The organism is Streptomyces sp. NPDC001851, assembly GCF_040297165.1.
Taxonomy (GTDB): Bacteria; Actinomycetota; Actinomycetes; order Streptomycetales; family Streptomycetaceae; genus Streptomyces.
In genome coordinates this window covers 322,217-345,314 of sequence record NZ_JBEOYR010000006.1, presented here as the reverse complement: position 1 = coordinate 345,314, position 23,098 = coordinate 322,217, and the positions used below count along the sequence as shown (strand labels likewise).

The 23,098-nt window shown below is 73.8% G+C and carries 20 protein-coding genes; 7 read left to right on the top strand and 13 right to left on the bottom strand.

What is annotated here, in order from left to right:
• The 3 genes from ABT171_RS11580 to ABT171_RS11570 form a co-directional block, all read right to left on the bottom strand.
• The coding region (locus ABT171_RS11580; RefSeq protein WP_351242333.1) for an endo-1,4-beta-xylanase at positions 1 to 523 on the bottom strand (523 nt) is incomplete at its 3' end.
• A 104-nt stretch (positions 524 to 627) separates the two neighbouring features.
• Complete coding sequence (locus ABT171_RS11575) at positions 628 to 1,413, bottom strand: hypothetical protein (protein WP_351242331.1); 786 nt, start codon at positions 1,411 to 1,413, stop codon at positions 628 to 630.
• Positions 1,410 to 1,940 carry a SigE family RNA polymerase sigma factor gene (locus tag ABT171_RS11570; protein WP_351242329.1) on the bottom strand — a complete coding sequence of 177 codons (531 nt, stop codon included), beginning with the start codon at positions 1,938 to 1,940 and terminating at the stop codon, positions 1,410 to 1,412. Before ABT171_RS11570 ends, ABT171_RS11575 begins: the two co-directional genes overlap by 4 nt.
• A gap of 242 nt (positions 1,941 to 2,182) precedes the next feature.
• Here ABT171_RS11570 and ABT171_RS11565 point away from each other — a divergent pair, with 242 nt between their 5' ends.
• On the top strand, positions 2,183 to 3,283 hold the full coding sequence (locus tag ABT171_RS11565; protein WP_351242327.1) for a hypothetical protein: 1,101 nt from the start codon (positions 2,183 to 2,185) through the stop codon (positions 3,281 to 3,283).
• Between the two features lie 11 nt (positions 3,284 to 3,294).
• Here ABT171_RS11565 and ABT171_RS11560 read toward each other — a convergent pair whose 3' ends face one another.
• Complete coding sequence (locus ABT171_RS11560; protein ID WP_351242325.1) at positions 3,295 to 7,662, bottom strand: CHAT domain-containing protein; 4,368 nt, start codon at positions 7,660 to 7,662, stop codon at positions 3,295 to 3,297.
• A 66-nt stretch (positions 7,663 to 7,728) separates the two neighbouring features.
• Between ABT171_RS11560 and ABT171_RS11555 the strand changes: the two genes are divergently transcribed.
• The gene (locus ABT171_RS11555) at positions 7,729 to 8,115 is read left to right on the top strand and encodes a hypothetical protein (protein WP_351242323.1); all 387 of its coding nucleotides are present in this window, start codon (positions 7,729 to 7,731) and stop codon (positions 8,113 to 8,115) included.
• A gap of 5 nt (positions 8,116 to 8,120) precedes the next feature.
• The gene (locus ABT171_RS11550) at positions 8,121 to 8,939 is read left to right on the top strand and encodes a hypothetical protein (protein WP_351242321.1); all 819 of its coding nucleotides are present in this window, start codon (positions 8,121 to 8,123) and stop codon (positions 8,937 to 8,939) included.
• A 46-nt stretch (positions 8,940 to 8,985) separates the two neighbouring features.
• On the opposite strand, the gene ABT171_RS11545 is transcribed toward ABT171_RS11550, so the two are convergent.
• The 8 genes from ABT171_RS11545 to ABT171_RS11510 form a co-directional block, all read right to left on the bottom strand.
• On the bottom strand, positions 8,986 to 10,269 hold the full coding sequence (locus tag ABT171_RS11545; RefSeq protein ID WP_351242319.1) for a hypothetical protein: 1,284 nt from the start codon (positions 10,267 to 10,269) through the stop codon (positions 8,986 to 8,988).
• Between the two features lie 99 nt (positions 10,270 to 10,368).
• Entirely contained in the window at positions 10,369 to 10,866 is a 498-nt protein-coding gene (locus ABT171_RS11540) for a SigE family RNA polymerase sigma factor (protein WP_351242317.1), read from the bottom strand.
• Between the two features lie 127 nt (positions 10,867 to 10,993).
• Positions 10,994 to 11,800 carry a calcium-binding protein gene (locus ABT171_RS11535; protein ID WP_351242315.1) on the bottom strand — a complete coding sequence of 269 codons (807 nt, stop codon included), beginning with the start codon at positions 11,798 to 11,800 and terminating at the stop codon, positions 10,994 to 10,996.
• 405 nt (positions 11,801 to 12,205) lie between these two features.
• Positions 12,206 to 15,139: an ATP-binding protein gene (locus ABT171_RS11530; protein WP_351242314.1), complete on the bottom strand. Its 2,934-nt coding sequence runs from the start codon at positions 15,137 to 15,139 to the stop codon at positions 12,206 to 12,208.
• A gap of 44 nt (positions 15,140 to 15,183) precedes the next feature.
• Positions 15,184 to 15,948: an SDR family NAD(P)-dependent oxidoreductase gene (locus ABT171_RS11525; RefSeq protein WP_351242313.1), complete on the bottom strand. Its 765-nt coding sequence runs from the start codon at positions 15,946 to 15,948 to the stop codon at positions 15,184 to 15,186.
• 151 nt (positions 15,949 to 16,099) lie between these two features.
• Positions 16,100 to 16,588 (bottom strand): hypothetical protein, encoded by a 489-nt coding sequence (locus ABT171_RS11520; protein ID WP_351242311.1) that lies wholly within the window; start codon positions 16,586 to 16,588, stop codon positions 16,100 to 16,102.
• Between the two features lie 242 nt (positions 16,589 to 16,830).
• Positions 16,831 to 17,052, bottom strand: a complete 222-nt coding sequence (locus ABT171_RS11515; protein ID WP_503074833.1) for a hypothetical protein — start codon at positions 17,050 to 17,052, stop codon at positions 16,831 to 16,833.
• A 126-nt stretch (positions 17,053 to 17,178) separates the two neighbouring features.
• Positions 17,179 to 17,994, bottom strand: coding sequence for a TrmB family transcriptional regulator (locus ABT171_RS11510; RefSeq protein ID WP_351242307.1), 816 nt, complete (start codon positions 17,992 to 17,994; stop codon positions 17,179 to 17,181).
• A gap of 194 nt (positions 17,995 to 18,188) precedes the next feature.
• Here ABT171_RS11510 and ABT171_RS11505 point away from each other — a divergent pair, with 194 nt between their 5' ends.
• From ABT171_RS11505 to ABT171_RS11495, 3 genes are all read left to right on the top strand, one after another.
• Complete coding sequence (locus tag ABT171_RS11505; protein WP_503074816.1) at positions 18,189 to 19,514, top strand: S53 family peptidase; 1,326 nt, start codon at positions 18,189 to 18,191, stop codon at positions 19,512 to 19,514.
• A 222-nt stretch (positions 19,515 to 19,736) separates the two neighbouring features.
• Positions 19,737 to 20,369, top strand: coding sequence for an RNA polymerase sigma factor (locus ABT171_RS11500; RefSeq protein WP_351242303.1), 633 nt, complete (start codon positions 19,737 to 19,739; stop codon positions 20,367 to 20,369).
• 105 nt (positions 20,370 to 20,474) lie between these two features.
• A complete protein-coding gene (locus ABT171_RS11495; RefSeq protein WP_351242301.1) occupies positions 20,475 to 21,257 on the top strand; it encodes a hypothetical protein in 783 nt (260 codons plus the stop codon).
• A 2-nt stretch (positions 21,258 to 21,259) separates the two neighbouring features.
• On the opposite strand, the gene ABT171_RS11490 is transcribed toward ABT171_RS11495, so the two are convergent.
• Positions 21,260 to 22,291, bottom strand: coding sequence for a medium chain dehydrogenase/reductase family protein (locus tag ABT171_RS11490; RefSeq protein WP_351242299.1), 1,032 nt, complete (start codon positions 22,289 to 22,291; stop codon positions 21,260 to 21,262).
• A 101-nt stretch (positions 22,292 to 22,392) separates the two neighbouring features.
• On the opposite strand from ABT171_RS11490, the gene ABT171_RS11485 reads away from it, so the two are divergent.
• Positions 22,393 to 23,049 (top strand): TetR/AcrR family transcriptional regulator, encoded by a 657-nt coding sequence (locus ABT171_RS11485; protein WP_351242297.1) that lies wholly within the window; start codon positions 22,393 to 22,395, stop codon positions 23,047 to 23,049.
• Positions 23,050 to 23,098 lie beyond the last annotated feature (49 nt).

Below are 23,098 nucleotides of genomic sequence, written 5' to 3'. Positions count from 1 at the left end.
CGAAGGCCTCGTTGACCACGTCCCAGGCGTAGATCCTGCCCTTGAAGTGGGTCATCTCGGTGGTGATGTGGTTCTTCATCACACTGCGCAGCGTGGTGGCGTCGGTGATGGACTTCACCCAGCCGGGCAGCTGCTTGTACCAGACCAGGGTGTGGCCGCGCATCCGCTGCCCGTGCGCGGTGGCGTGGCCGACGATCCGGTCGGCCGGCCCGAAGTCGAAGGTGCCGCGGGAGGGTTCGGTGGCGTCCCACTTCATCTCGTTCTCCGGGGTGATCATGTTGAACTCCCGGTCGAGAATCGCGGAGTACGCCGGGTCACCGAGCCTTCCGGCGGCCACGGCCGTACCGAAGTAGCGGCCGCTGCCGGCCGCCGCATCGGCCAGCGTGCGGTCCTTCGTCGTGTGTGCGGCCAGTGCGGCCAGGGGTACGGCGGCACCCGCGGCGGCGAGGACCACGGCGGCGGCGAGCACGCGGCGGGTGGCCGGACGGCGGCGATGAGAGCGGTTCTGATCTGACAACGGCATGTCCTTCTGGCACAGCGGGCCTTGATCCGGCCCCGGTTACCCGCCAGTTGCCGCCACGCCGCCAAAGGTTGCCGCGATCGGGAGAGGAATTTTCCCGGCCGCGTTCACCGGGTCGGGACGAACCCTCCCCGGACCGACGCGGAGCCGCCCGGGCCCTGCGCGTCGACGCGGTAGCCGTCGCCCGCGGCACTGCGCTTGCCGGCGCCGTTGTTGAACTGGGCGGCGAGCTCATGGCTCCCGGCCGGCACGGTCAGGCCCGGCTTGAGGACCCAGCGGTAGACCAGCGTGCCGCCGGCCTCCTGGACGGTGACGGTGAAGTCCCCACTCGGCAGAGTCTGCCAGGTGCCGGTGCTCTTCACCCCGCCGGTCTGCACGATCCGCATCTCGACCGTGAGCGAGGTGAGCGGCCGGGTCGTCTTGAGGACGAGGTTGCTCTGCGTCCAGTAGACGGTGCTGTGCGGGTCCACCGAGCCGGCCGCCGACAGCGCCCCGCTCCGGCTCTCGTCGGCGGTCGGCGACGGACTGGTGGCCGGCGGAGTCGGGCGCGCGCTGCCCGGGGTGGTGGCCGGGGCCGGCGCGACAGGCGTGGGGCGGGCCGATGTCGGGCGCGGGGAGCCGGCGGTGGGGGACGGGGTGGCGGGCTCGGTCACGGTGGCCGGCCGCGACGAGTGCGAGACGATGGCGGCGACGGCGAGGCCGCCGGTCGCCAGGATGCCGGTGGCGGCGAGCCCGGCGAGCGCGACCCTGGTACCGGACCTCGCGAACGGCCGCGCGCGGTGACGGACGGCGGGGCCGGCCATGCCGCGTTGCACCCGGGCCAGCATCCTCGCGCGGTCGGGCCGGTGGGCCTCGGCGGCATCGCGCAGCCGACGGGCGATCTCCTCGTTCACCGGTTCCTCCTGCCTGCCACCAGGTCCCCGACCGCTCGCGCGCCCAGTATCCTTTCCAGCTCGGCCATTCCCTTCGAGGTCTGGCTCTTCACCGTACCGACCGATATGCCCAGCGCCACCGCCGTGTCCTTCTCCGACAGGTCGAAGGCGTGCCGCAGCACCACACAGGCGCGTTTGCGGAACGGCAGCCGGGCGAGCGCCGCGCGGACGTCCAGCACGGCCGCCATGTCCGGCCCCTCCACCTTCTGCGGGCTGCGGGACCAGAAGAGTGTGATCCGGCGGCGCTCGCGCACCGCGCTGCGGATCCGTCCGCGCGCCATGTTGGCCACCACACCCCGGGCGTAGGCCAGCGGGTGGTCGGCCTGCCGCAACCGGTCCCAGCGCTGCCACAGGGCGACCAGGGCATCCGCCGCGAGGTCGTCCGCCGCGTCGCTCTCGCCGGTCAGGAGGTATGCCAGACGGGCGAGTTCGGCATAGTGGCGTTCGAAGAATTCGTGGAACTCCGCGGACGCGTCGTCGAGGACCATCCCCCGGTCGCCCTCTCCTGGCCATGATGTGCGCGTTGGTTGCGCGTTTAACGACAACGAGGGGCGCAGCCTAACAGCGCCCGGCCCGGGACACGAACAGTGCTCGCACGGCGATGCCGTCGACGGGGTTCCGGCGGCAACCTTTCCACTCCGCGCGGCCACCTGGGGGTGCACCCACCACGGCGAGCGCGGTCAGCCGCGCAACGCCACCCGTATCCACGCACTCCGACCGGGAGCCACACGTGTCACCTGACGACCCGACAACCACCGAGCAGCCGACGCCCCGGGGCCGTACGCACCGCCGTGGCCGAACGCGCCGCCACATCGTGGCGGGGACGGTGGCGGCCCTGCTGGCCGGGGCCGGCGCGGGCGCCCTGGCGCTCAGCGCGGGTGCCGCGCCGACCGGCGCGGTCACCGTCACCGTCGACGCGGGCACCTCGCTGGGCACGGTGCCCAGCACCGGGGTCGGCCTCAACACGGCGGTCTACGACGCCTGCATGAACGACGCCGAGGCGGCGTCGCTGATGAAGGCGGCCGGGATCCGGCAGCTGCGCTTCCCCGGCGGCTCGGTCGCGGACGCCTATCACTGGAAGACCCATACCGTCACCGGCGGCAGCTGGGCCGCGCCGGGCACCGACTTCGACCACTTCATGGCCACCGCGAAGAAGGCCGGCGCCCAGCCGGTCATCACCGCGAACCACGGTTCCGGCACCCCGCAGGAGGCCGCCGACCCCTTCCCCACCTACTGGGGCATCCGCTCGCTGACCGCACTGGCCCGGCCCGGCGACACCATGGTCAAGGCGTCCTCGGCCACCCCGTCGGTCGCCGTGCACGCGGTACGCGTCGGCAGCGGCGGCCTGAACGTCATGCTGATCAACAAGGACCCGCGGCACGCGGCGAAGGTGTCGCTCACCGGATACGCCCCGGGAACGGTCAGGACCGTTTCGTACACCAAGGGCGGCACCGCCCTGAACACGGCGGCACGGGGAACGGCGGCCGCACAGACGCTGCCTCCCTACTCGATCACGACGCTCCGGCTGAAGCCCTCGTCCGCGGCCACGCGCACGGGCACCCCGTCACCCGCCCCCACACCGACCGCCGCCGCACACACCGCCGCCGCGCCGGTCGCCTCCGCCTCGGGCACGATCGGCACCCGGGCGCAGGCCACGGCAGCCGGCGCATCCGTCCCCCGCACGGACCGGGGCGGCACGGCCGGCGGACTGGCCGGCACCGGCGTGAGCGACGCCGTCGCATACAGCGCCCTCGGTGGCCTGCTGGCCCTCGCCGTCGGCTGCGTGCTCGTGTTCCGCCCACGTCGCGGCAGGGCGGCGCACGGCAGGTGAACCCAGCCGCTCTACGTCCCCGCGTGCACGTACGCCGCCCAGATGTGCGGGCGGTCGGGGATGCGGCGGCGTAGCCGGCGGACCGCGTCGTGCAGGGCGTGGGCGGGGCCGGGGGTGTCGGGGGACGTCGTGCGGCGGTAGAAGTCGCGCGTCATGTGGTCGGCGTGGGTGCTGTCGATCTCCCACAGGGTGCCGACCGCGGCGGGGAAGCCGGCCAGCAGGAAGGAGCTCGTGATGTGGATGGCCTCGTCCGTGAGGCGTTCGGCGGCGCGTGCGGTGCCGCAGGCCGCCAGGAAGGCGAGACGCGCCGCTCGCGGGCGGGCCCGGCAGATCTCCAGGACCGAGACCGGCTCGCCGCTGGGCAGGTGCAGCAGGGCGCCGGAGGGTTCCGTCGGGTCGGTGGCCGCGTGGCAGCCGAAGTGGGCCCACGAGGCGTCGCGCAGCGCGGCGAGCACGGCCTCCCGGGTGGCAAGCGGGCCGGTCAACGGCTCGGGGGCACCGAGGAGTTCGGCGGCGCGTGCGGTGGCCGCGGCGACGCCGGGGAGGTCGTCCTCGGGCGCGGCGACAAGCAGCGCGCTGCCGTGGTCGGCCGTACCGCGCTGCCGGGCGCGGGCACGGGCGTGGGCCAGGGTCCGCAGCCCGGGTACGTACGACGACACCACGGCGTCGAGTGCGGCGCCGCAGCCGTCGCGTTCGCAGTCCGGGGCCGTGCACTGGGCCGCGTGCAGCGGCAGGGCGCTGAAGGGGCCGGTGGGGACCCACCAGACGCGCGGCCAGTCGGCGTGGTCGGGGACGGGGTCCGCCGAGCCGATCAGCTCCAGCACCGGGCGCACGATCTCGTGCCAGGTCCACGCGAGGGTCTCGCGCACCGTGTTGCCCGCGGCGACGAGTTGGAGCGGGGACGGACGGGACGTACCCTGCGCGTTGATGTCGTCCACGGCGTCCCGCAGCTTCCGTGCCGCGGCGGTGATCTCGCCGGCCTCCGCCCCGAGGTGCAGGGCGGTGATCGATCCGGGCGTGACGACGAGGGCGTGGCAGAAGCGCCTGCCGTGGTTGAGGACGACTACCGGTCCGTCGGCCGCGAGCGCCCTCAGCTCATCGGCCCGGAGCGGCCGCAGGAAGCCTTCGAAGCCGGGCTGCGCGCGGATGCGCCGTACGAGGCCGTCGAGTTCGCGGGAGGCGTGCAGAGCCGCCAGCCGGGCCCACTCGGCGTCGCCGGCCGCGGCCGTCCCGGGGTGTGCGTCGGACTGTGCGCCGGGCGGTGCGTCGAGCTGTCCGGTCAGCCGCTCGAACTCGTCGGCCAGCTCCGGGTGAGCGGTACGCAGTTCGCCGATGTCGGCATGGGCCTCGATCCGCCGGGCCAGCAGCAGACCCCGGCCGCGCTCCAGCAGTTCCGCGGCACGGTCGACATCGGGGCCTTCGGCCCTGCGCTCAGGCGGGGCGGGCACGAGCGGCGTCTGCCCCGCCCGCACCGCGCGCACGCTCTGTTCCAGGGCCTTCACATGGGCGGGGAGCCGGTCGGCGAGCGCTTGGCCGACGAGGTGGGCGAGGACCAGCTCGGTGATCGAGCGGATGTCTCCTTCGAAGCTCGACAGACCGTGCTCGGCGGACGCCTGGTCACTGCCCCGGTCGGTGACGGCCGCCATGGCCTCGACGCCGGCTTCGAGATGCGCCAGGGCCAGGTCGACCCGGCCCCGGCCGAGCGCACCGGCCGCGGCGCCGATCTCGCCGTGGGCCCGCATCCACACCGGTAGCGCGGTGTCCTGCCACGCCTCGGGGTCCGCGACGCCGGAGAGGCGGTCCTGGATGATCCCCATGAGGGAGGAGGGGAAGTCCTCCGGGGCGCCGGTGCGGGGAGCGCCCGTGGCCGTGGTCACCTCCGGCAGGCGGCCCCGGCCGATGAGGTCGAGAACGGTCCGCATCGCGGCGCCCGCATCCACCGGGGCGCCCTCCGGCATCTCGTCCGTCAGGACGCGGCTCAGTTCCTCCGCCTCGGCCAGCAGGGCCCGCGCCCGCTCCGGTTCGGCGGGCCGGAGGACGACGGCACGCTGGGCGAGCGCCCGGGCGAGCGTCATCGCGGTCATCGGCCGCATCGGGTGTCCGGGAGCGCACCGGGCGAAGGTCGCCCGGCACTGGTCGACCACGGCGTCGCCGAGGTCCCGGCGCGGGCCGCCGCCCGGTCCCACGGTCTCGACGAGGTCGACGTAGGCGTCGCCCATCAGGTCGTACCAGGGCCGCTCGTCCCCGGCGGGTCGGGCGCGGGTGACGTCCCGCATGCGGCGGGCGATCTTCCGGGCCCGTTCCAGCTGGGCCGGTTCATGGCCGAGCAGGTAGTTCTGGAGGGCGTTGTGCAGTTCGGTGCGGGCCGCCAGGAGCTCCTTGTCGGTCTCGGACAGCACCGGGTCGCCGGGCTCCGCCTGGGCCGTCGGCATGCCGGGCACAGCCCGCGCCGAGGCGAGCAGGGCCGCTGCCTCGCGTGCGCCCTCCGCGTCGAAGCGGCCGATGGACAGGGTCGTGAGCGCGTGCGCGAGCAGCCGGCCGAAGTCGCCCGGAAGGCCGGGCGCGTTCGCGCGGGCGTCACGCAGCAGCCCGACGACCTCTTCGAGCTCGGTGAGGCGGGGGCGGCCGGCGGACCGGGCGGACAGGGCGGCACCGAGCGTGGCGGAGAGGTAGGGCCGCAGGGTGGTGTCGTCCTCGCCCACGCCCTCGATGAGCTCCCGGATGATCTCGATGTCGGCGTCGAGGTTCTCGGAGCCGTCCAGCCGGACGTCCTCCATGCGGATCAGCTGCTCCGCCAGCCCGCGCAGTTCGCCGTCCGGAACGTCCCCCGTGCCGGCCGACGCCACGGCCATGGGCAGCGCGACCGCGAACATGCCCCGCCGCAGCAGGTCCGCGGTCAGGGACCCGGCCGGGGCGGCCGCCACCACCTCCTCGGTCAGTTCCCGGCACTCCGCCGCGAGCAGCCCGGCCCGGTCCGGTGCGGTGTCGCGCAGTGCCGCGGCGCGCAGCCCGGTGAGCGCGGCCAGTACGGCGACGTAGGAGTGGCGGTGCGGCCGGTCGGCGGGGAGGCCGGCGACGGCGGTGCGGTAGCGGTCGATCCGCTCGTCGGAGGTGTCGTCCGGCTCGAATCCGGCTGCCAGGCCGATGAGTTCGAGGTCGATGTCGGGGGCGCCGCCCGCGGGTGCGGCGCTCTCCCGGACCCGTTCGACGAAGCGCCTGAGAAGCGGCGCGACCCGCTCCAGGCCGCCCGGATCCTCGCTTCGGCCCGCCTCCCTCAACTCCCGGTAGGCGGAGAGCATGTCCCGCTGCCGGTCACTCAACGCCCCTGCCGAGTCGAGCAGTTCCATGGCCTCCACGGCCGCGTCCTCGTCGTCGCGCTCCGCTCCGAGGGCCGCGAGTGCCTGGCCGAGCGCGGTGGTCACCTGTGGATGCGCGGGATGCCCGGCGGGGGTGGCCGCCAGGGCCGTACGCAGCCGTCGTACGGCGCAGGCGATACGGCCCGCGTCGTGCTCGGCGATGCCCGCGTCCGCGAGGGCCGCGCCGACGACCAGGTCGCGTTCGCCGGGCCAGGTGACGGGCTGGGCGTCCAGCATGCGCAGGAAGCGCAGCCCGTCGGCGGTCTCCGGGGTGACCGCGCCGTCGGGCGCCGCCGCGACCAGCCGCTCGACCAGGTCCGGCCGGGGCGTGCCGAGCAGCCGTGCGGCGTCCACCACCGTGCGCAGGGTGGCCGCGGCGACGGCCCGCGCCCCCTCAGGGTCGATCAGGCCCGGCTCGACGGCGGCGAGCCGCGTGCACACCGCCTGCCCGTACCGGGCGGCGGCGGCCAGCCCGTCCGGGTCCGCCGCCGACTGGAAGCGGGTCATGTGGAGGTCGTGGGCGTGCACGGCCAACTCCAGGAAGCCCGCGTGGTCTTCGGCCCGTACGTACTCGAAGGAGGTGTCCGACCAGGCGAGCGCGGCCTCAAGAGCGGCGGCCCTCGCCCGCGGCGGCCCCTCGGCCACGGCATGCGTGTACGCCGTGCTCATCAGATGCGCGAACCGCGCCTCGTGGGACGGGTCGGCGGGGTCGAAGCCCTCGGTCAGGGCCTCGGGAAACCGGGCGCCGTCGCGGACCCGCGGGCGCAGGAAGCCGAAGGTGCCGAAGACGAGGGCCAGGTTCTGTGCCGCGTCGGGGTCCTCGGCGCCCTGGTGGCGCAGCCAGAAGGTCCAGAAGACGGCGGCGAGCGAGTCGAGGTCGATCATCTCCTCGGGCGAGGGCGCGGCCTCACGCAGCAGGGCCAGCGCGTCGGCCACCGCGTCCTGATCGCGCAGGGGTGCGGGATCGCGGGCGTTCTGAGCCGTGACGAGACGTGCGACCACTCGCTCCCGAAGCTCGGACATCGCCTCTTACATTAGTCTGACTGATAGTCAGGGGGAAGTGGTGAACGGGGCGTTGAGGAGGCGGCCGTGGGGGACGGGACGAAGGCGCACAGGGTGTACGAGGACGCCGTGGAATACCTGTGCCGCAATGCCGGGGAACTGCGTCCGCTGATCGCCTCCGCCGTCTGGGAGCGGGCCTTCCCGGTCGTACGGGACGCGGACCCGGCCGGCGCCGAGTGGCGCGACGCCGTACGCGCCCTGCACGACGCGGTCGAGTCGGCCGGCGTCCCGAACGGGCTCGGACTGTCCGCCACCATGGGTTTCGGTGACTGGCCCGGCGCCCCCACCCCGCAGTCGGTGGGCTGGGTCTGCCCCACCGGCCGCTGTGCCAGGGTCGAGCTGCGGGACACGGCCGCCGCCGCGACGCCGGTCTGTGCGCTGGACGGCGACGCGATGCGCCTGGTGGACGGCTGACGACGGTGGGGCTCCTCGTCGAGCTGCAGAAGCGCATACCCGACGGCTGGTTCCTGCGGCGGCTGCTGCCCGCCGCGCTGTTCGTGGTGGTCGCGGTCGTCGGCGGCGGGGAACTGGGCCACTCGCACTGGAACGACGTCGCCCTCGCCCGCGAGCGGATCGCCGGCGCGCTGCGCATGGGGGGCGGCCTGACCGCGGAGGCCGCCGCCTCGCTCGTGCTCTTCGCGGTGCCGGTGGTGGGGGCCGCGTTCGCGGTGCCGTATGCCGCGGCCGCGATCGGCGCGCTGGCGTCCGGGGCCTGGCCGTGGTGGCTGATGCCGGTGGGCCGGCGGGTGAAGGCCTGGCGGATCCGGCGCTGGGTGGAGCCGGACACGCTGGCCAGGGAGTCCGTACGGGCACGCGCCGCGGGCCGCGCCCTGCGCGCCGACCGGCTCGACGCGCGGGCCGCCCGCGCCAGGGCCGTCGGGCGGCCCGAGTCACCGACCTGGTCGGGCGACCGGTTCCGCCTCACCGAGGCGAACATCAGAAGGGACACGGGCGGCGACGTCGTACACGGCTGGACCGTACTCCTGCTCGGGGCCGCCGATTCCTCCCGCGCCGCACTGGCCGAGGCCCGCGACGCCTACGACGCGGCCTGTGAGGCCCTCGCCTGGAGCACGGTGCTCACGATCACCGGCGCCTGGTGGTGGCCCGCGGCCCTGGTCGGCGTCCTCCTCGGCCTGGCCTCCTGGCGCTCGCTGCGCCACGCGGTACAGGCACTGTGCCGCACGACGGAGGCGGCGTTCGCCCTGCGGGAGCCGGGCCCGCCGGCCGTCCGGCCCTGACGGCGGCCGGCACACGGCAGGAGGTGACCGGGCGGGACGGCGGTGCTCAGGGCGTGAAGAACCGCTTGTCGCGCGCGATGCCGAGCAGCTGGGCCAGGCTCAGCGCCGGCCGGGGACGTGTCACGGGAGCGCTCTCGGCGTAGGAGTTCACCTCGCGGAGCACCACCCGGCGGCCGTCCGGATACAGGGTGTCGACCAGCCACACCTGCGCCGCGCCGCCCTTCTCCGAGGGCCCCTGGACCTTCTTGACCCGGGTGCCGTCGGACAGCGTGGTGGCCTGGCAGCGGCCGGGGACACCGGTGCAGTCCATGTGCCCGGCCAGGGGGACGGTCATGTCGTACTGCGCGTCGGCCTCGACCATGTTCTTCCCGTGGCCGTCGTCGTACACCAGCTGGACCAGCCCGTCATCGGCGTTCAGGCCGGAGACGGTGCCGCCCCGGGGCAGGCGTGAGGTCAGCACCCGAGCCATGCGGGTGCCGGGTACGCGCCTGCCGGGGGTGGAAGAGGGGGTGGCGGGGGCTGCCGCCGGGTTCGGCAGCGCGCTGATCGCCTGGTGCCACGCCGGGCTGCGCACGATCGAGGTCAGCTGGGCCATGGACAGCAGCGGATCGGCCCCGCCGGACGATGCCTTCTCGTCGCCACCGCCGAACTCCTGCACCGTCAGCTGGACCCCGTCGGCGGTGGTGAGCACCACGTACCAGCGCTTCTGCCCCGTGTCAGCGCTGGGGTAGGTGAAGGACTCGGTGGTGTTGAGCACCGCGCCCCCGGGGAGCTTCTCGGTGGTGCACTTGTCGTAGGGGCGCACCTCGACCGGCAGGCAACCGCCCTCTCCCTGCCGGCCGGCGGGGATGCCGGGGTCCAGGCGGGTGAGCAGGACGTCGAGACCGGCGGACCCCTTCGCGGTGGAGTAGGTGAGTCTGGCCGTCGGCCAGACGACGGGCGGGCCGGCCTGTGACGCCCTGCCGGAGGCCGCCGAAACGGTGCCGCCGGGCGGCAGCAGACTCCTGAGCGTGCGGACCATCTCCTCACCGCTGATCGACGCGGGTGCCCGGGACGGCGGCTGTTCGGTGGCGCGCGCCGGGGCGCCGGCCCGCAGCCGGCCCGGGTCGCCGGGACCGTGGCTGCCGAACGCGCCCGTGGCCATCAGGGTGCCGCCCGTGGTGACCACCGCGACGGCCGTGACGGCGACGCGGGTGGCGGCGAACAGCCGCATCCGGCGGCCCCGGGTGACGGAACGCCGTACCAGGTCGGCGGAGTGGGGCGGGAACTCGTCGGCGGCGCGGCTCATGGCGTGGGTCACCCGGCTCTCGAAGTCCTCGTCGAGGGACATGGCGGGTCTCCGTTCTTCTGGGATGCTGGGGCGTTCTGGAACGTCCGGAGCCGGTGCGGCGCCGTCGCGGCACCGACTGCTCGGGGCTGCGTCATGCCGTCATGCCGTCAGGTCGGCCAGGTCGGCGCCGAGCACGGCGCGTAGCCGCTGCAGAGCTCGCATACTCCGGGTGCGGACGGCTCCCGGGGACAGCTTGAGGACCTGGGAGGTCTCCTCCACCGAGCGGTCCTCCCAGTAACGGAGCACCAGCACCGCCCGGTCCTTGGCCGTCAGCCGGGCCAGGCCGTCCAGCAGCGCCATCCGCAGCTCCGCGTCCGGCGCCGGCCCCGCCGTCTCGGGCAGCCGTCCGCTGGGACGCTCCGTGGAGCTGCGGCGGCGGCGCTGGGAGATGTAGGTGCGCACCAGCACGGTGTTGGCATAGGCCACCGGGGAGCCCGCACGGCTGATCCGCCGCCAGGAGCGGTACATCTTGGCGAGGGTTTCCTGCACCAGGTCCTCGGCGAGGTGCCAGTCGCCGGTGAGCAGGCAGGCCGTGCGGAACAGGGGCCCGCTGCGAGCGGCTGCGAACTCCAGGTAGTCCGCGGATGCTTCCCTCACCGTGTGTGTCCCTTCGGGGTCGGACGTCACCTCTTACACGCGATGAGGGCGCTTCCGCGTTACACCCCTGGTTCGGGCGCCGTGCCGAGGCGGAACCGTGGCAGTGTCCCGGCGTTGGACGGCAGTGTCACCGCACGTCCACGTAGTCGCCGGTCGCCTTGGCGGCCGGGGTGGTGGAGGTGCCCGCGAAGTTCCAGCGCCAGTAGCCGTCTTCGGAGGCGGGGGCCGTGGTCGTCAGGGTGCCGGTGCTGGAGGTGTACACGGTCTTCACGGTGGTGTAGGTCGTCGTACCGGCCTTGCGGAACTGGAGCCTGACCGGCTGGTTGGCGCAACCCCGGTAGTCGAGGTTGTCCCAGTCGGCCCGGGTGAGCCTGCCGGTGACGGTGAGGGTCCCGCCCTGGGCGACCGGCTCCGGGCCCGCGTCCACGGTGAGTTGGGACTGCCGCTGCAGACGGGTCGTGGTGTAGTCCGCCGTCTGGGTCCAGCTGTCGTCGTCGGCCACCCCCTGCACGCTGACCTTCCATGTGCCGGCGTGGGCATTGGTGAGCGCGGTGCCGCTGTACTTCCAGTCCGGTTCCAGGGAGAACGTCTGCGAGCAGGTGGAGGTGGTGGCACTCGATGCGACGCAGTCCGCATGGGAGTGGTACTGGTCCGACACTATGCGGTCGTCGTAGGTCTCGTAGGGGTTCGCACCATCCGGTCCGCGCCACAGGACGAAGTCCGCGTCCTGGATGCCCGAGGGGTGGGTGAAGGTCCCGGAAACCGTGATCGTCTTCGCGTAGAGGCCGACCACGATGTTCTTGCCACCGTCGAAGGTGACGTCGCTGATCTGGACAGCGGTGGTCTGGGGCTCGTCCGCGTGGGCACCGGGGACGGCGAAGCCGGCCAGCGCGGTGACGGCACTGAGGACGGCAAGGGCAGCGCGCTTGCGCATGCGTCTCCTTCAGGAGGGGAAGAGGGGGAACCCGCCGGGCGGGGCGGGGCGGGACAGCCGCAGCCGGTCGGGGACCGGTGACGGACTTGATCGGGTACGGGTGGGTCTCCTGCTGCCGGATCACCGTGAACCGGGAACTCGGGTGGGCGTCGCCCTGGGGCACCCGGCCGTCCGGCGTGCGGCACAAGTACCGGCAAGGACACGACCTTTCAGCGCACGCCGATGATGTGTTGCACGAGGTGCCACCCTCATCCCCCGTTCACATGACCCTGGTTGAGGCACAGCAGTCACACAGACCGCTCGTGGTATCCAGCGCACCTGCCTGGTCGAACGTCACCGGGCACAAGCCGGCGCCCCTGCGGCCGGCTCCCTGACGCCCCGCACCCGCACGTGGACCATGTCGCTTCAAGAAGCGGTGTCGCCCTGTCGGGACACCGCCTCGACGAGTGGTTCGGGAAGGCCCAGCAGGCGCAGCGCCGCGGGCAGGGTGGCCGCCGCGGCGACCGTGGACACCGCGGCCTGCGCGGCCTCCCGGTACCGGGTCCGGGCGCCGGTGTGGTCGCCGCGCGCCTCGGCGGTCCGGGCCAGGCCGGCCAGCGTACGGACGCGGTTGGCGGCCCCCTTCACCCCGTGCGGGTCGAGGTGCTCCCGTGCCTGGGTGTAGAGGTGCTCCGCCGTGCCCCGGTCCCCCTCCACCAGGGCGATGTCGCCGAGTCCGCGCAGCGCTGCCGCCAGGGTGCCGGTGCCGCCGGCGCGGCGGGCGAACTCGGCTGCCCGCGCGTAGTCGGCCCGTGCCGCCGCCGGGTCGGTGCCGGCACGCAGGTCCCCGCGGTTGACCAGGAGGTCGGCGCAGTCCTCCGGGGCGTCGAGCTCTTCGGCGAGGGTGAGTGCCTCGTCGGTGAGGGCGAGGGCCGTCCGCCGGTCACCCCGTGTGCGCGCGACGCCGGCGAGCGCGTCCAGCACCAGGGCCGCGCCCCAGCGGTCGCCCAGCGCACGGAACTCCGTGGCGGCCGTGCGGAAGGACCGTTCGGCCCCGGCCAGGTCGCCGTCGCCGAGCGCGCCGAACCCGGTCACGTACTGCGCGGCAGCCCTGGCCCAGGGTTCGCGGCTGTCACGCTGGGCCGAGACGAGGGCGAACGCACCCGGTGCGTCCCCGTCGCTCGTCGCGTTGTGTGTCATCCACAGCAGCAGGGCGACGGGATGGCGCCCCGCCCGGCCGTCCGACCACGCCGCGGTCAGCGCCTCGCCCGCCGCCGTCCGGTGCCGGCGCCACACGTCCCGCCCGTCCGGGCCGGACGCGGCGATCAGCACACAGACCGCGTACTCCTCGGCCAGCCCGTCCGGGGGTGTGTCGCCGACGGCACCGAGAAGGACGCGTGCCGGTGGGGCCAGGGTGCCGGCCGCGCCGCGGATCCACAGGTACGCCGAGGCAGCGGCGATCAGTTCCAGGGCCGTTCGGGTCTCCCGCGCCCCCACCGCCCAGCGCACGGCCGCCAGCAGGTCGGGCTGCTCCGCCGCGAGCGCCGGCAGCAGCTCCAGCTGCGCACCGCGCCGCAGCCCGGGGCCGGCGGCACGCAGCAGCTCCAGCAGCGCCTTGGCGTGGACCCGCTGTACCGGCTCCGTCTCGCCCGCGGCGTCCAGCTGCTCGGCGCCGTAGGCACGGATCGTCTCCAGCATGCGGCAGCGGCCACCCGCCCACTCCAGCAGCGACTTGTCGGCGAGGGACTGCAGGGTCTCCTCGTCGGTGTCGCAGACCCGCAGCGCGGAGGCGACACCCGCCCCGCCGGCGAACACCGAGAAGCGCCGGGCGGCCCGTTGCTCCGGCTCCGGCAGCAGGTCCCAGCTCCAGCCGACCACCGAGCGCAGTGTGCGGTGCCGGGTCTCGGGGGCACGGCTGCCGCGCTCGGTCACGCCGAGCCGGTCGTGCAGCCGGGCCGAGAGCTCCGCCAGGGTCAGGGTGCGCAGGCGGGCCGCCGCCAGCTCGATGGCCAGCGGCAGGTTGTCGAGTGCGGCGCAGACACGCCGTACGGTGTCGGGGTCGGGGGCGAACGCCCGGCGTGCGGCTCGGGCCCGGTCGGTGAAGAGCGCCGCGGCAGCGGCGGCACCGAGCGGTCGTACGGGGTAGAGGTGTTCACCGACGACACCGAGCGGTTCGCGGCTCGTCGCCAGCACACGCAGGCGCGGGCACGCCGCCAGCAGGCGTGCCGCCCGTACGGCGACCTCCTCCACCAGGTGCTCGCAGTTGTCCAGGACGAGCAGCAGCTCCCGGCCGGACACCGCCGCGACGAGGCGGTCCCACGGGCCCTGGGCACCGGCCGCCAGGTGCAGTCCGCTCTCCCGCAGGCCGAGGGCGCCCAGCAGGGCCTGCGGGAGAACGGCGGAGTCCCGCAGTGCGGCCAGTTCCACGAAGCACACCTCGCCGTCGGCCCTCTCCGCCACCGCCGCGGACAGCCGTGTCTTGCCGACGCCGCCCGGACCGGTCAGCGTCACCAGCCGGGCGGAACGGAGGAGTCGGCCGACCTCGGTCACCTCGTCGGCACGGCCGACCAGGGGGGTGAGCGGGGCGGGCGGCGCGGTGGGCGCGGGGGACGCGTCGGCGCGCAGCAGCTCGCCGTGGAGTGCGGCCAGCTCCGCGGAGGGATCGGCGCCCAGCTCGTCGGCGAGACGGCGCCTGACCTTCTCGAAGACGACCAGGGCCTCGGCCTGGGCGCCGTCCGCGTACAGCGCCCGCATCAGCAGCCCGGCGAGGCGCTCGCGCAGGGGATGGCGATCGAGGAGTTCGCGCAGCTCCGGTATGGCCGCGCGGTGTTCGCCGAGGCACAGCTCGGCTTCGAGGCGGTCCTCCAGTGCCGCCAGCCGCAGCTCCTGAAGCCGTACGGCCGCCGCGCGGACCAACGTACTGTCGGTGAGGTCGGCGAGCGCCGGTCCCCGCCACAGTCCGAGCGCCTGACGCAGCAGCGGCAGGGCCGCTCCGGCATCGCCCTTCCCCAGTGCCGCGCGGCCCTCCCGCGCCAGCCGTTCGAACCGTACGGCGTCCACGTCCTCGGCGGCGACGGCGATCCGGTAGCCGGCTCCGGTCCGCTCGATCAGCGCCGTGTCGCCCAGGGCCGACCGCAGCCGGGACACCTGGGACTGGATCGCGTGCGCGGACGGCGTCGCGCCTTCCGGTCCGCCGGCCCCGGCGGCCCCGATGCCGTCCGCCAGCCGGTCGGTCGGGACGACCGCACCGGGGGTGACGAGCAGCAGCGCGAGCAGCGCTCGCCGTGCCGGCCCGCCCAGGGGCACCTCCGCGCCGTCGTCGTGCCACGCCTGTGTCCCGCCGAGGATTCCGAAGCGCATGCGGGTGATTATCCACTCGGCCAACTGCCTGTACGGGCGGGCCGTCAGGCGATCGGGCCGAGGTAGGTGCCACCGGAGACGTCGATGGTGCGCCCGGTGATCCACCGTCCTCCGGGGCCCGCCAGGAAGCCGACGACGTCGGCCACGTCCTCGGGCTCACCGATGCGGCCCAGCGCGGTGATCGCCTCCAGCCCGGCGACCACCTCGGGGATCGAGGTGTAGCCGGCGGTCAGATCGGTCCGCACCGCCCCCGGCGCGACCGTGTTCACCGTGATCCCGCGCCGGCCCAGTTCGTTGGCCAGCGACGGGGCCAGTGCTTCGACCGCGGCCTTGGTGACGGTGTAGCCGATCTGCGTGGAGACGGCGAACCGGCTGGCGGTGGAGCCCATGGTGACGATGCGTCCCCCGTCGTTCAGCAGGGGCAGCGCCCGCTGGATCACGAAGAACGGCGCGGTGATGTTGACCGCCATCAGCGTGTCCCACTCGTCGGGGCTCAGCTGGGCGATCGAACTCGTCGAGGAGATACCCGCGTTGTTGACCAGGATGTCCAGGCCCCGCCCCGCGAGTCCGGCGGCCAGTCCCTGGAACAGCTTCTCCACCGCGCCCTCCTCCCCGAACCGGGCCCGGATGGTGAAGGCGCGGCCTCCGGCCTGCTCGATCCGGGTCACGGTCTCCTCGGCCGCGTCCTCGTTGCCGCCGTAGTGGACCGCGACCAGCGCGCCCTCGGCGGCCAGCCGCCGGGCCACCGCCCGGCCGATACCCCGCGATCCCCCGGTCACCAGTGCCGTCCTGCCCGTCAGTTCACCCATCGTCCGCTCCTCGTCCGGCGGCCGGTCCTCCACGCGGGACCGGCGATGGGCCCCACACTGGCGACGACGGATCACCGTGGGCTCACCGCGGGCTCACCGCGGCGGAGCGCGCCCGGGACACGGGGTGTGATCCGTACGGGCACCGGGATCGTCACGGTTGCGCTTTCGCCCGTCCGCGCACCAGGAGGTTCTGCGTCCCCAGGCCGACCGCCAGATACGCGTACACCGACGCGGTCCCCAGCAGTCCGGCGCCGGCCGCGTGGTCGATCCAGAGCCCCAGCCCGATGTGCGCGGCCACCGAGGCGAGCCACAGTCCGGTCGTCGCAGCCGTCCCCTTGCGCAGCACCTCGCCCTGGGGATCGCGCCAGACCCGTACGGTCCGGGCCCTGACCATGCCGAATACCGCCGCGACGGCGAGGCTGGCCACCAGGAGGACGACGGGCAGCGTGGTCAGCGGGTGCTGTTCGAGGACCGAGGCGACGCCGAAGGCGATCCCCGCGACGCCCAGGACACCGAGGACGGCCGGCGCGATGAGCGAGCCGCGGCGCCGGACCGGACGGGTGCGCAGCTGCTGCCGTATCACCAGGCCGACGACCACCAGGACCAGGACAAGAGAGCCTCCGTTGTTCGTGCTGTGCATCTCAACTCCCCGTTTCGGTGCCGCCGTTCGGTGACGGCACCGCACCGGTCATTATGCGGCCGGTCTTCGCACAGGCCGGAGGGGAGCGGTGCGCCGCGGACGCCACGCGAAGGCCCCGGACCGGTGACGGTCCGGGGCCTTCGGCATCCACTTCTCACATGAGGACTGGCCACGGAGGGCCAAGCGGGCGGCGGGCCTGTGGCCCGGGCGCCGAAACCCGATTCGGTGAGCTGGGTGACCCGCTAGCCGCAGTCGGTGAACTGCGCGCCTGGATCGCCCTCGCCGTTCAGCAAGTTGCCGGCGAGGCCGTTGAGGACGCCCACCTCACCCAGGATGTCGACGCACCCGCCGCCACGATGCATGACCGCGCCTCGGGCGGGGGCGGCGGTGGCGGGGCCGGTGGCTATGAAGCTCACGCTAGCGATGACCGCAGCCGCCGCAGCGGCCTTGGGGAGCTTGCGCATTCGTCCTCCTCGGGTTGTAGTGAGCGCGCCGTCGAAGATCCAATTTGCGCTCATTTCGGAGGTTAATCCGATCCGCACCGCAGCGCTCATCGGCAGCGCCATCCGGGGACTCCGCGGTTCACCCGGTCACGCGTTCGACGTTCTCATCGGTGCGGCGTCCTTCCACACGGTGTGGAAGGCCAGCCGCAGACAGCCCGCCAGGGCGGGGTGCTCGATGAAGAGGGTGGTGGTGGAGCCCGCGCCGGCCACCGGGTCGGGCATGTCGCACAGGACGAGGGAGGCGTCGGCGATGACGAGTTTCAGCGGGAGTTCGGAGGCGAAGCGGGCCTCCTCGCCGACGGCGGCGAAGCGCCGTACGTGTTCCACCGTCTCGGGGTCGTCCAGGGCGGCGTCGAGGTAGAGCGCGCGGACGGTGCCGCCCGCCCGGTGCAGCCGGCGGACCACCTCCATGCCCTCCGTGTTCTCGGCGGGGGCGACGAACGGCGGCTTGCAGAAGGTGAGGAGTTCGCGCTGCGCCTGCCGCTGGATGTCGGCGAACCGTTCGGCGATCGCCTTGGGGTCGCGCAGGATCTCGATGTAGTCCAGCGGGTCGGTGTGTTCGCGGCCCTGGAACCAGAGGGGCTGCAGGAGGCCGGCCAGGCCCTGGGAGACCCGCTCCAGCCGGTCGACCGACTCCCGCTGCACGGCCATCAGCCGGGCGAGGGCCAGTTCGGGGGTGACGGCGGAGTACGTGGCCACCCGCCCGGGGTGGGTGGTGGCCAGTTGCCGCCGCACGAGTGCGTCCAGCACGTCGTAGACGCGCTGGCGCGGCACGTCGGCCTCCCGGGCCACCTCGGCGGCCGTGTAAGAACCACGCCTGATGAGCGTCAGGTAGACCCGCGCCTCGTACCGGGCCAGGCCCAGCGACATCAGGTCGTTGATGGTTCCGTCTTCAAGCTCCATGGCTGCACAAGGTACCGGCGTACCCGAGGAGTTGAGGCCAAGGTTTTACCAACTGGCACTGTTCTCTTCGGCAAAGTATCCATAACCTCTTGAGGAGCCACCACTGACCGGGGTGGCAGCAATCCATCGATCGACCGACAACAACATGCCCGGAAGCGGCTTCACTTCGGCACCCCCCAACACCGGCTATTGTCATGCACTTGACACTCAGCCGGTTCGCCGTCGCGGAGCCCCCCCATCCCCCCACGGAGGGCAGTTCCTTGCGTTCTCACCGCAGAAGGACCCTGATACGTCGCGGCGCGCCCGCGCTGCTGTCCGCAGCGGCTCTGATCACCGGCGGCCTGGCCGTCGCCTCGCAGTCGGCGGCGTTCGCGACCACGACCACCGCGGCGCCCACGGCCTCCACGGCCTCCACGGTGCCCGTCCACCGGCTCTGCTCGGAGCCGAGCAAGCCCGGCTACATGGCGTGCCAGGCGGTCGTCCGCACCGACCTGAAGGCGCAGAAGTCCCTCGGCCGCCACGACACCCCCAAGGGTTTCGGACCGGCCGATCTGCAGGCCGCGTACCACCTGCCGAAGGACGGCGGCAAGGGTGCCACCGTCGCGATCGTCGACGCGAACGACGACCCGAACGCCGAGAAGGACCTCGCGGCCTACCGCTCCCAGTACGGCCTGCCGGAGTGCAGCACGAGCAACGGCTGCTTCAAGAAGATCGACCAGGACGGCGGCACCAACTACCCGACGCCCGACCAGGGTTGGGCCGGTGAGATCTCCCTCGACGTCGACATGGTCAGCGCCGCCTGCCCCCAGTGCCACATCCTGCTCGTCGAGGCCAAGTCCGCCAACATGGACGACCTCGGCGCGGCCGTGAACCAGGCGGTCAAGCAGGGCGCCAAGTACGTTTCCAACAGTTACGGCGGCAACGAGGAGGCGGCCGACACCTCCGCCGACGACAAGTACTTCAAGCACCCCGGCGTCGCCATCACCGTCAGCTCCGGCGACAGCGGCTACGGCACCGAGTACCCGGCCGCCTCCCAGTACGTCACCGCCGTCGGCGGCACCTCGCTGAAGAAGGACAGCAGCACCCGCGGCTGGTCCGAGTCCGTCTGGGGCACGTCCGCCGGCGGTGAGGGGGCGGGCTCGGGCTGCTCGCAGTTCGACGCCAAGCCGTCCTGGCAGAAGGACACCGGCTGCGCCAAGCGCAGCGTCGCCGACGTCGCGGCCGTCGCCGACCCGGCCACCGGTCTCGCCGTCTACGACACCTACCAGGCCAGCGGCTGGAACGTGTACGGCGGCACCAGCGCCTCCGCGCCGTTCATCGCCGGCGTCTACGCCCTCGCGGGCGCCCCGGGCAGCGGCGACACCCCGGCCTCCTACCCCTACGCCCACCCGGACAAGCTGAACGACGTCACCGACGGCACCAACGGGTCCTGCAGCGACTACCAGTGCAAGGCGGGCAAGGGCTACGACGGGCCCACGGGCCTCGGCACCCCGAACGGCGTGGACGCCTTCACCAAGTGACACCCGGCTTCACCAGGTAACACACAGCAGAACCGCACCGCCCGCTTCGCCCCGCCGGTCGTCCGGCGGGGCGAACTGCTGTCCGGCACCGGGACGTGCCGGGTCCCTCGTCCGTGGTGACATTTCTGCGGGCCCTGGCGCTGATCACCAGGGGGCCGTCGATGCGACCGGAGCACGGCGGACGGCAGGAACCGCTGTGGACCGGTGCGAACGAGGGCAGTCTTGGGCCAGGTACGGCAACCCCGGCGCGTGCAGGCGTACGACGGGGAACTGGGCGCGGCGGTCGCGCGGGCCCAGGACGGGGACGAGGCCGCGTTCGCGGTCGCCTACCGGATCGTGCAGCCGGGCCTCCTCGGCTACCTGCACGGTATCGTCGGCGACGACGCGGAGGACGTGGCGTCCGACGCCTGGCTGGAGATAGCCCGCGACCTCGGACGGTTCAAGGGTGACGGCGCCGGGTTCCGGGGCTGGACCGCGACGATCGCCCGGCACCGGGCCCTGGACCACCTGCGCCGGCAACGGGTACGGCCCCGGGCGGGCGGCACGGAACAGGACGTACTCGATCTGCCCGCCCCCTACAGCACCCATGAGCAGGCCCTGGAAAGCCTCTCCACCGAGCGGGCCCTCGAACTGGTCCGCGCGCTGCCCCGGGACCAGGCCGAGGCGGTGCTCCTGCGGGTCGTCGTCGGCCTGGACGGTCCCGCCACCGCGCGGGTCCTCGGCAAGCGCCCGGGAGCGGTGCGCACGGCCGCCCACCGAGGGCTCAAACGCCTCGCCCGCCAGTTGGGCGCCGACGGCGAGGCGGAGGCGGGTGTGACGGATGGGGGCTCCCGCGCGCTGGGGGAGTCGACATGAACTACGACGCCGGCATGAACAACGACGTCGACGGTGTGCGTACGCACAGGCATCGGGCCCCCACGCCGGACGCATCGACACTGCCGGACAGGAACGGAAGCGGACATGGCTGAATCCCCGCTGGAAACGTTGCTGGCCACCGTCATCCGCGCGGACCGCCTCGACCCCGAGGCCGAGCAGCGGGCCCTGGCCGCCTTCCGGGCCGCCGCCCACGGGTCGGGCGCCCGCCGGGCGCGTACCCGGCGCCGGGACGACTGGCGGCTGCCCGGGGAACGGCGCGTCCGGCGCCCGGTGCGGCTGACGTTCGGCGTGGCCTTCGCCAGCCTCGCCCTGGGCGGTGTCGCGGTCGCGGCCATCGGTTCCGCCGGCTCGTCCACGGCCGGTGCCGGTACCGGCCGGGGTGCCGCACACCCGTCGGCGGCGGCCCCGGCGCGGCCGGGCGGTGCCGCCCCGTCCGCGTCCTCCGGCGGGCGGGGTCCGACGGACCGCCCCTCCCCCGCCCAGGACACCGAGGCCCACTGCCGCGCGTACGAGCAGGTCGAGAAGCGCGGCAAGGCGCTCGACGCCCGGGCGTGGCAGCGGCTCCTCGCAGCCGCCGGGGGGAAGGACAAGGTGGCCGCCTACTGCTCCGACCAGCTGGCGCGTGCGACGGACGGGCCGGACGGCAGGGGCAAGCCCGGCAAGAGCACGGCGGGGGACACCGGCGCCTCCGGCAAGGGCGCGCCGCACACCGGCACGTCCGGTGACCACGGGGCCGGGGACGGCGGCGCAAGCCGTCGGACAGGCGGCGGGAAGGACGGCGGGGAGAGCGGCCGGAAGGACGGCGGGGAAAGCAGCGGCAACGGCGGCGGGGAGAGCAGCGGGAAGGGCGGCGGGAAGCATCCGTAGCCCTACGGGGTCAGTACGACCTTTCCGGCGACCGTGCCGGACTCGGCCAGCCGCAGGGCGTCCGCGACCCGGGTGAGCGGCAGCCGGGCGGCGATCTGCGCGGTGACCTCCCCGCGCTGGAACGCGGCGAAGACCTGGGTGAGGTCGGCGCGCAGCCGGGACCGGAAGCGGTTCCTGGCCAGCGCCCGGCCGGCCCAGACGTTGAAGAAACAGGCGTGGCGGCGATTGGGCAGGGTGTTCCACAGCCACACCCGGCCGAGGAGTTTCAGCACGGGCCACTGCTTGGAGCCCTCGGCGTCACGGGTGGCGGCACTGCCGTACGAGACGAGGGTGCCGCCGGGGGCGAGGAGGCGCCAGGAGGCGACGATGCCGCGTCCGCCGACGTGGTCGAAGACGGCGTCCACCCCGTGCGGGGCGAGTGCCCGGATCCGTGCGGCGACGTCGTCGGCGCGGTAGTCGACGGGGGTGACGCCCCTCTCGCGCAGGGCGGCGTGGTGGCGCGCGGACGCCGTACCGATCACCTGCGCGCCGGCGGCCCGGGCGAGCTGGACCAGGACCGAGCCGACGCCGCCGTTGGCGCCGTGCACCACGACGGTCTGCCCCGCGCGGACGCGGGCCTTGCGGTGCAGCATCTGCCAGGCGGTGATCCCGTTGACGACGAGCGTCTCCGCCTCCGCGGCCCCGATCCCCTCGGGCACCGGCACCACGTCCGCCGCGTCGACGAGCACGTGGCTGGCCCAGCCGCCGACCTTGACCAGCGCGGCGACCCGGGTGCCGGCGAGGCCCGGCTCGACGCCCTCGCCAATCGTCAGCACCGTACCGACGAGGTCGTAACCGGGGACGAACGGGAACGGCGGCTGGTCGTAGTACCGGCCGCGCCGCATCTGCTGCTCGGCGAAGGAGACACCGGTCGCCTCCATGCGGATCACGACCTGGCCCGGGCCCGCGGCGGGGACGGCTCCGTGCCGGATCTGAAGTCCTTCGGGTTCGACCTTGCCCGGCAGGACGACCTCGACGAGTCCTTCGGTGTGCATGACGACCTCCGCGCGCCAGTGAGTGACTTGTCTTCGCGTTCGTTAGAAGTTGTAACGCGAGGGCGCGCGAGTGTCAATCACTTCAGTGATACCTTCTAACCATGGTGAGTTCGGAAGCGAAGACCCCGCGCGAGCGCTACCGCGCCCAGGTGCGTACGGAGATCAAGGAGCGCGCGTGGGAGCAGATCGCCACGGCAGGCGCGTCCGCGCTCTCGCTCAACGCGATCGCCAAGCGGATGGGCATGAGCGGACCCGCGCTGTACCGGTACTTCGGCAGCCGTGACGAGCTGATCACCGAGCTCGTCAGGGACGCGTACCGAAGCCTCGCCGACACCTTCCGCGCGGCCGCGCAGGGCGGTGCCGACGTCCGCGCGCTGGCCCACACCCTGCGGGAATGGGCCCTGGCGGACCCCCAGCGCTACTTCCTCGTCTACGGCACGCCCGTCCCCGGGTACCACGCGCCCGACGACATCACGGCGATCGCGTCCGAGATCATGGCGACCCTCCTGGACGCCTGTGCCGCGCTCCCCTCGGCCGGCTCGGCGACACCGTTCGACGCGCATCTGGAAGGGCACCGGGACCGGGCGGGCGGCCACCCCGCCCCGCCCGCGGTGCTCCGCCGGGCCCTGGCCTTCTGGACCCGGCTGCACGGCGTCCTGTCCCTGGAACTCGCCGGACACTTCACCGGGATGGGATTCGACCCCGCGCGGCTCTTCGCCGCCGAACTGGACGACCTGTCCGGCCCGTCGGCGGGGTGATCACGCCGAGGGCCGGCGTCCGATCGGTCGTGGTTCGGCAGCGGTCAGC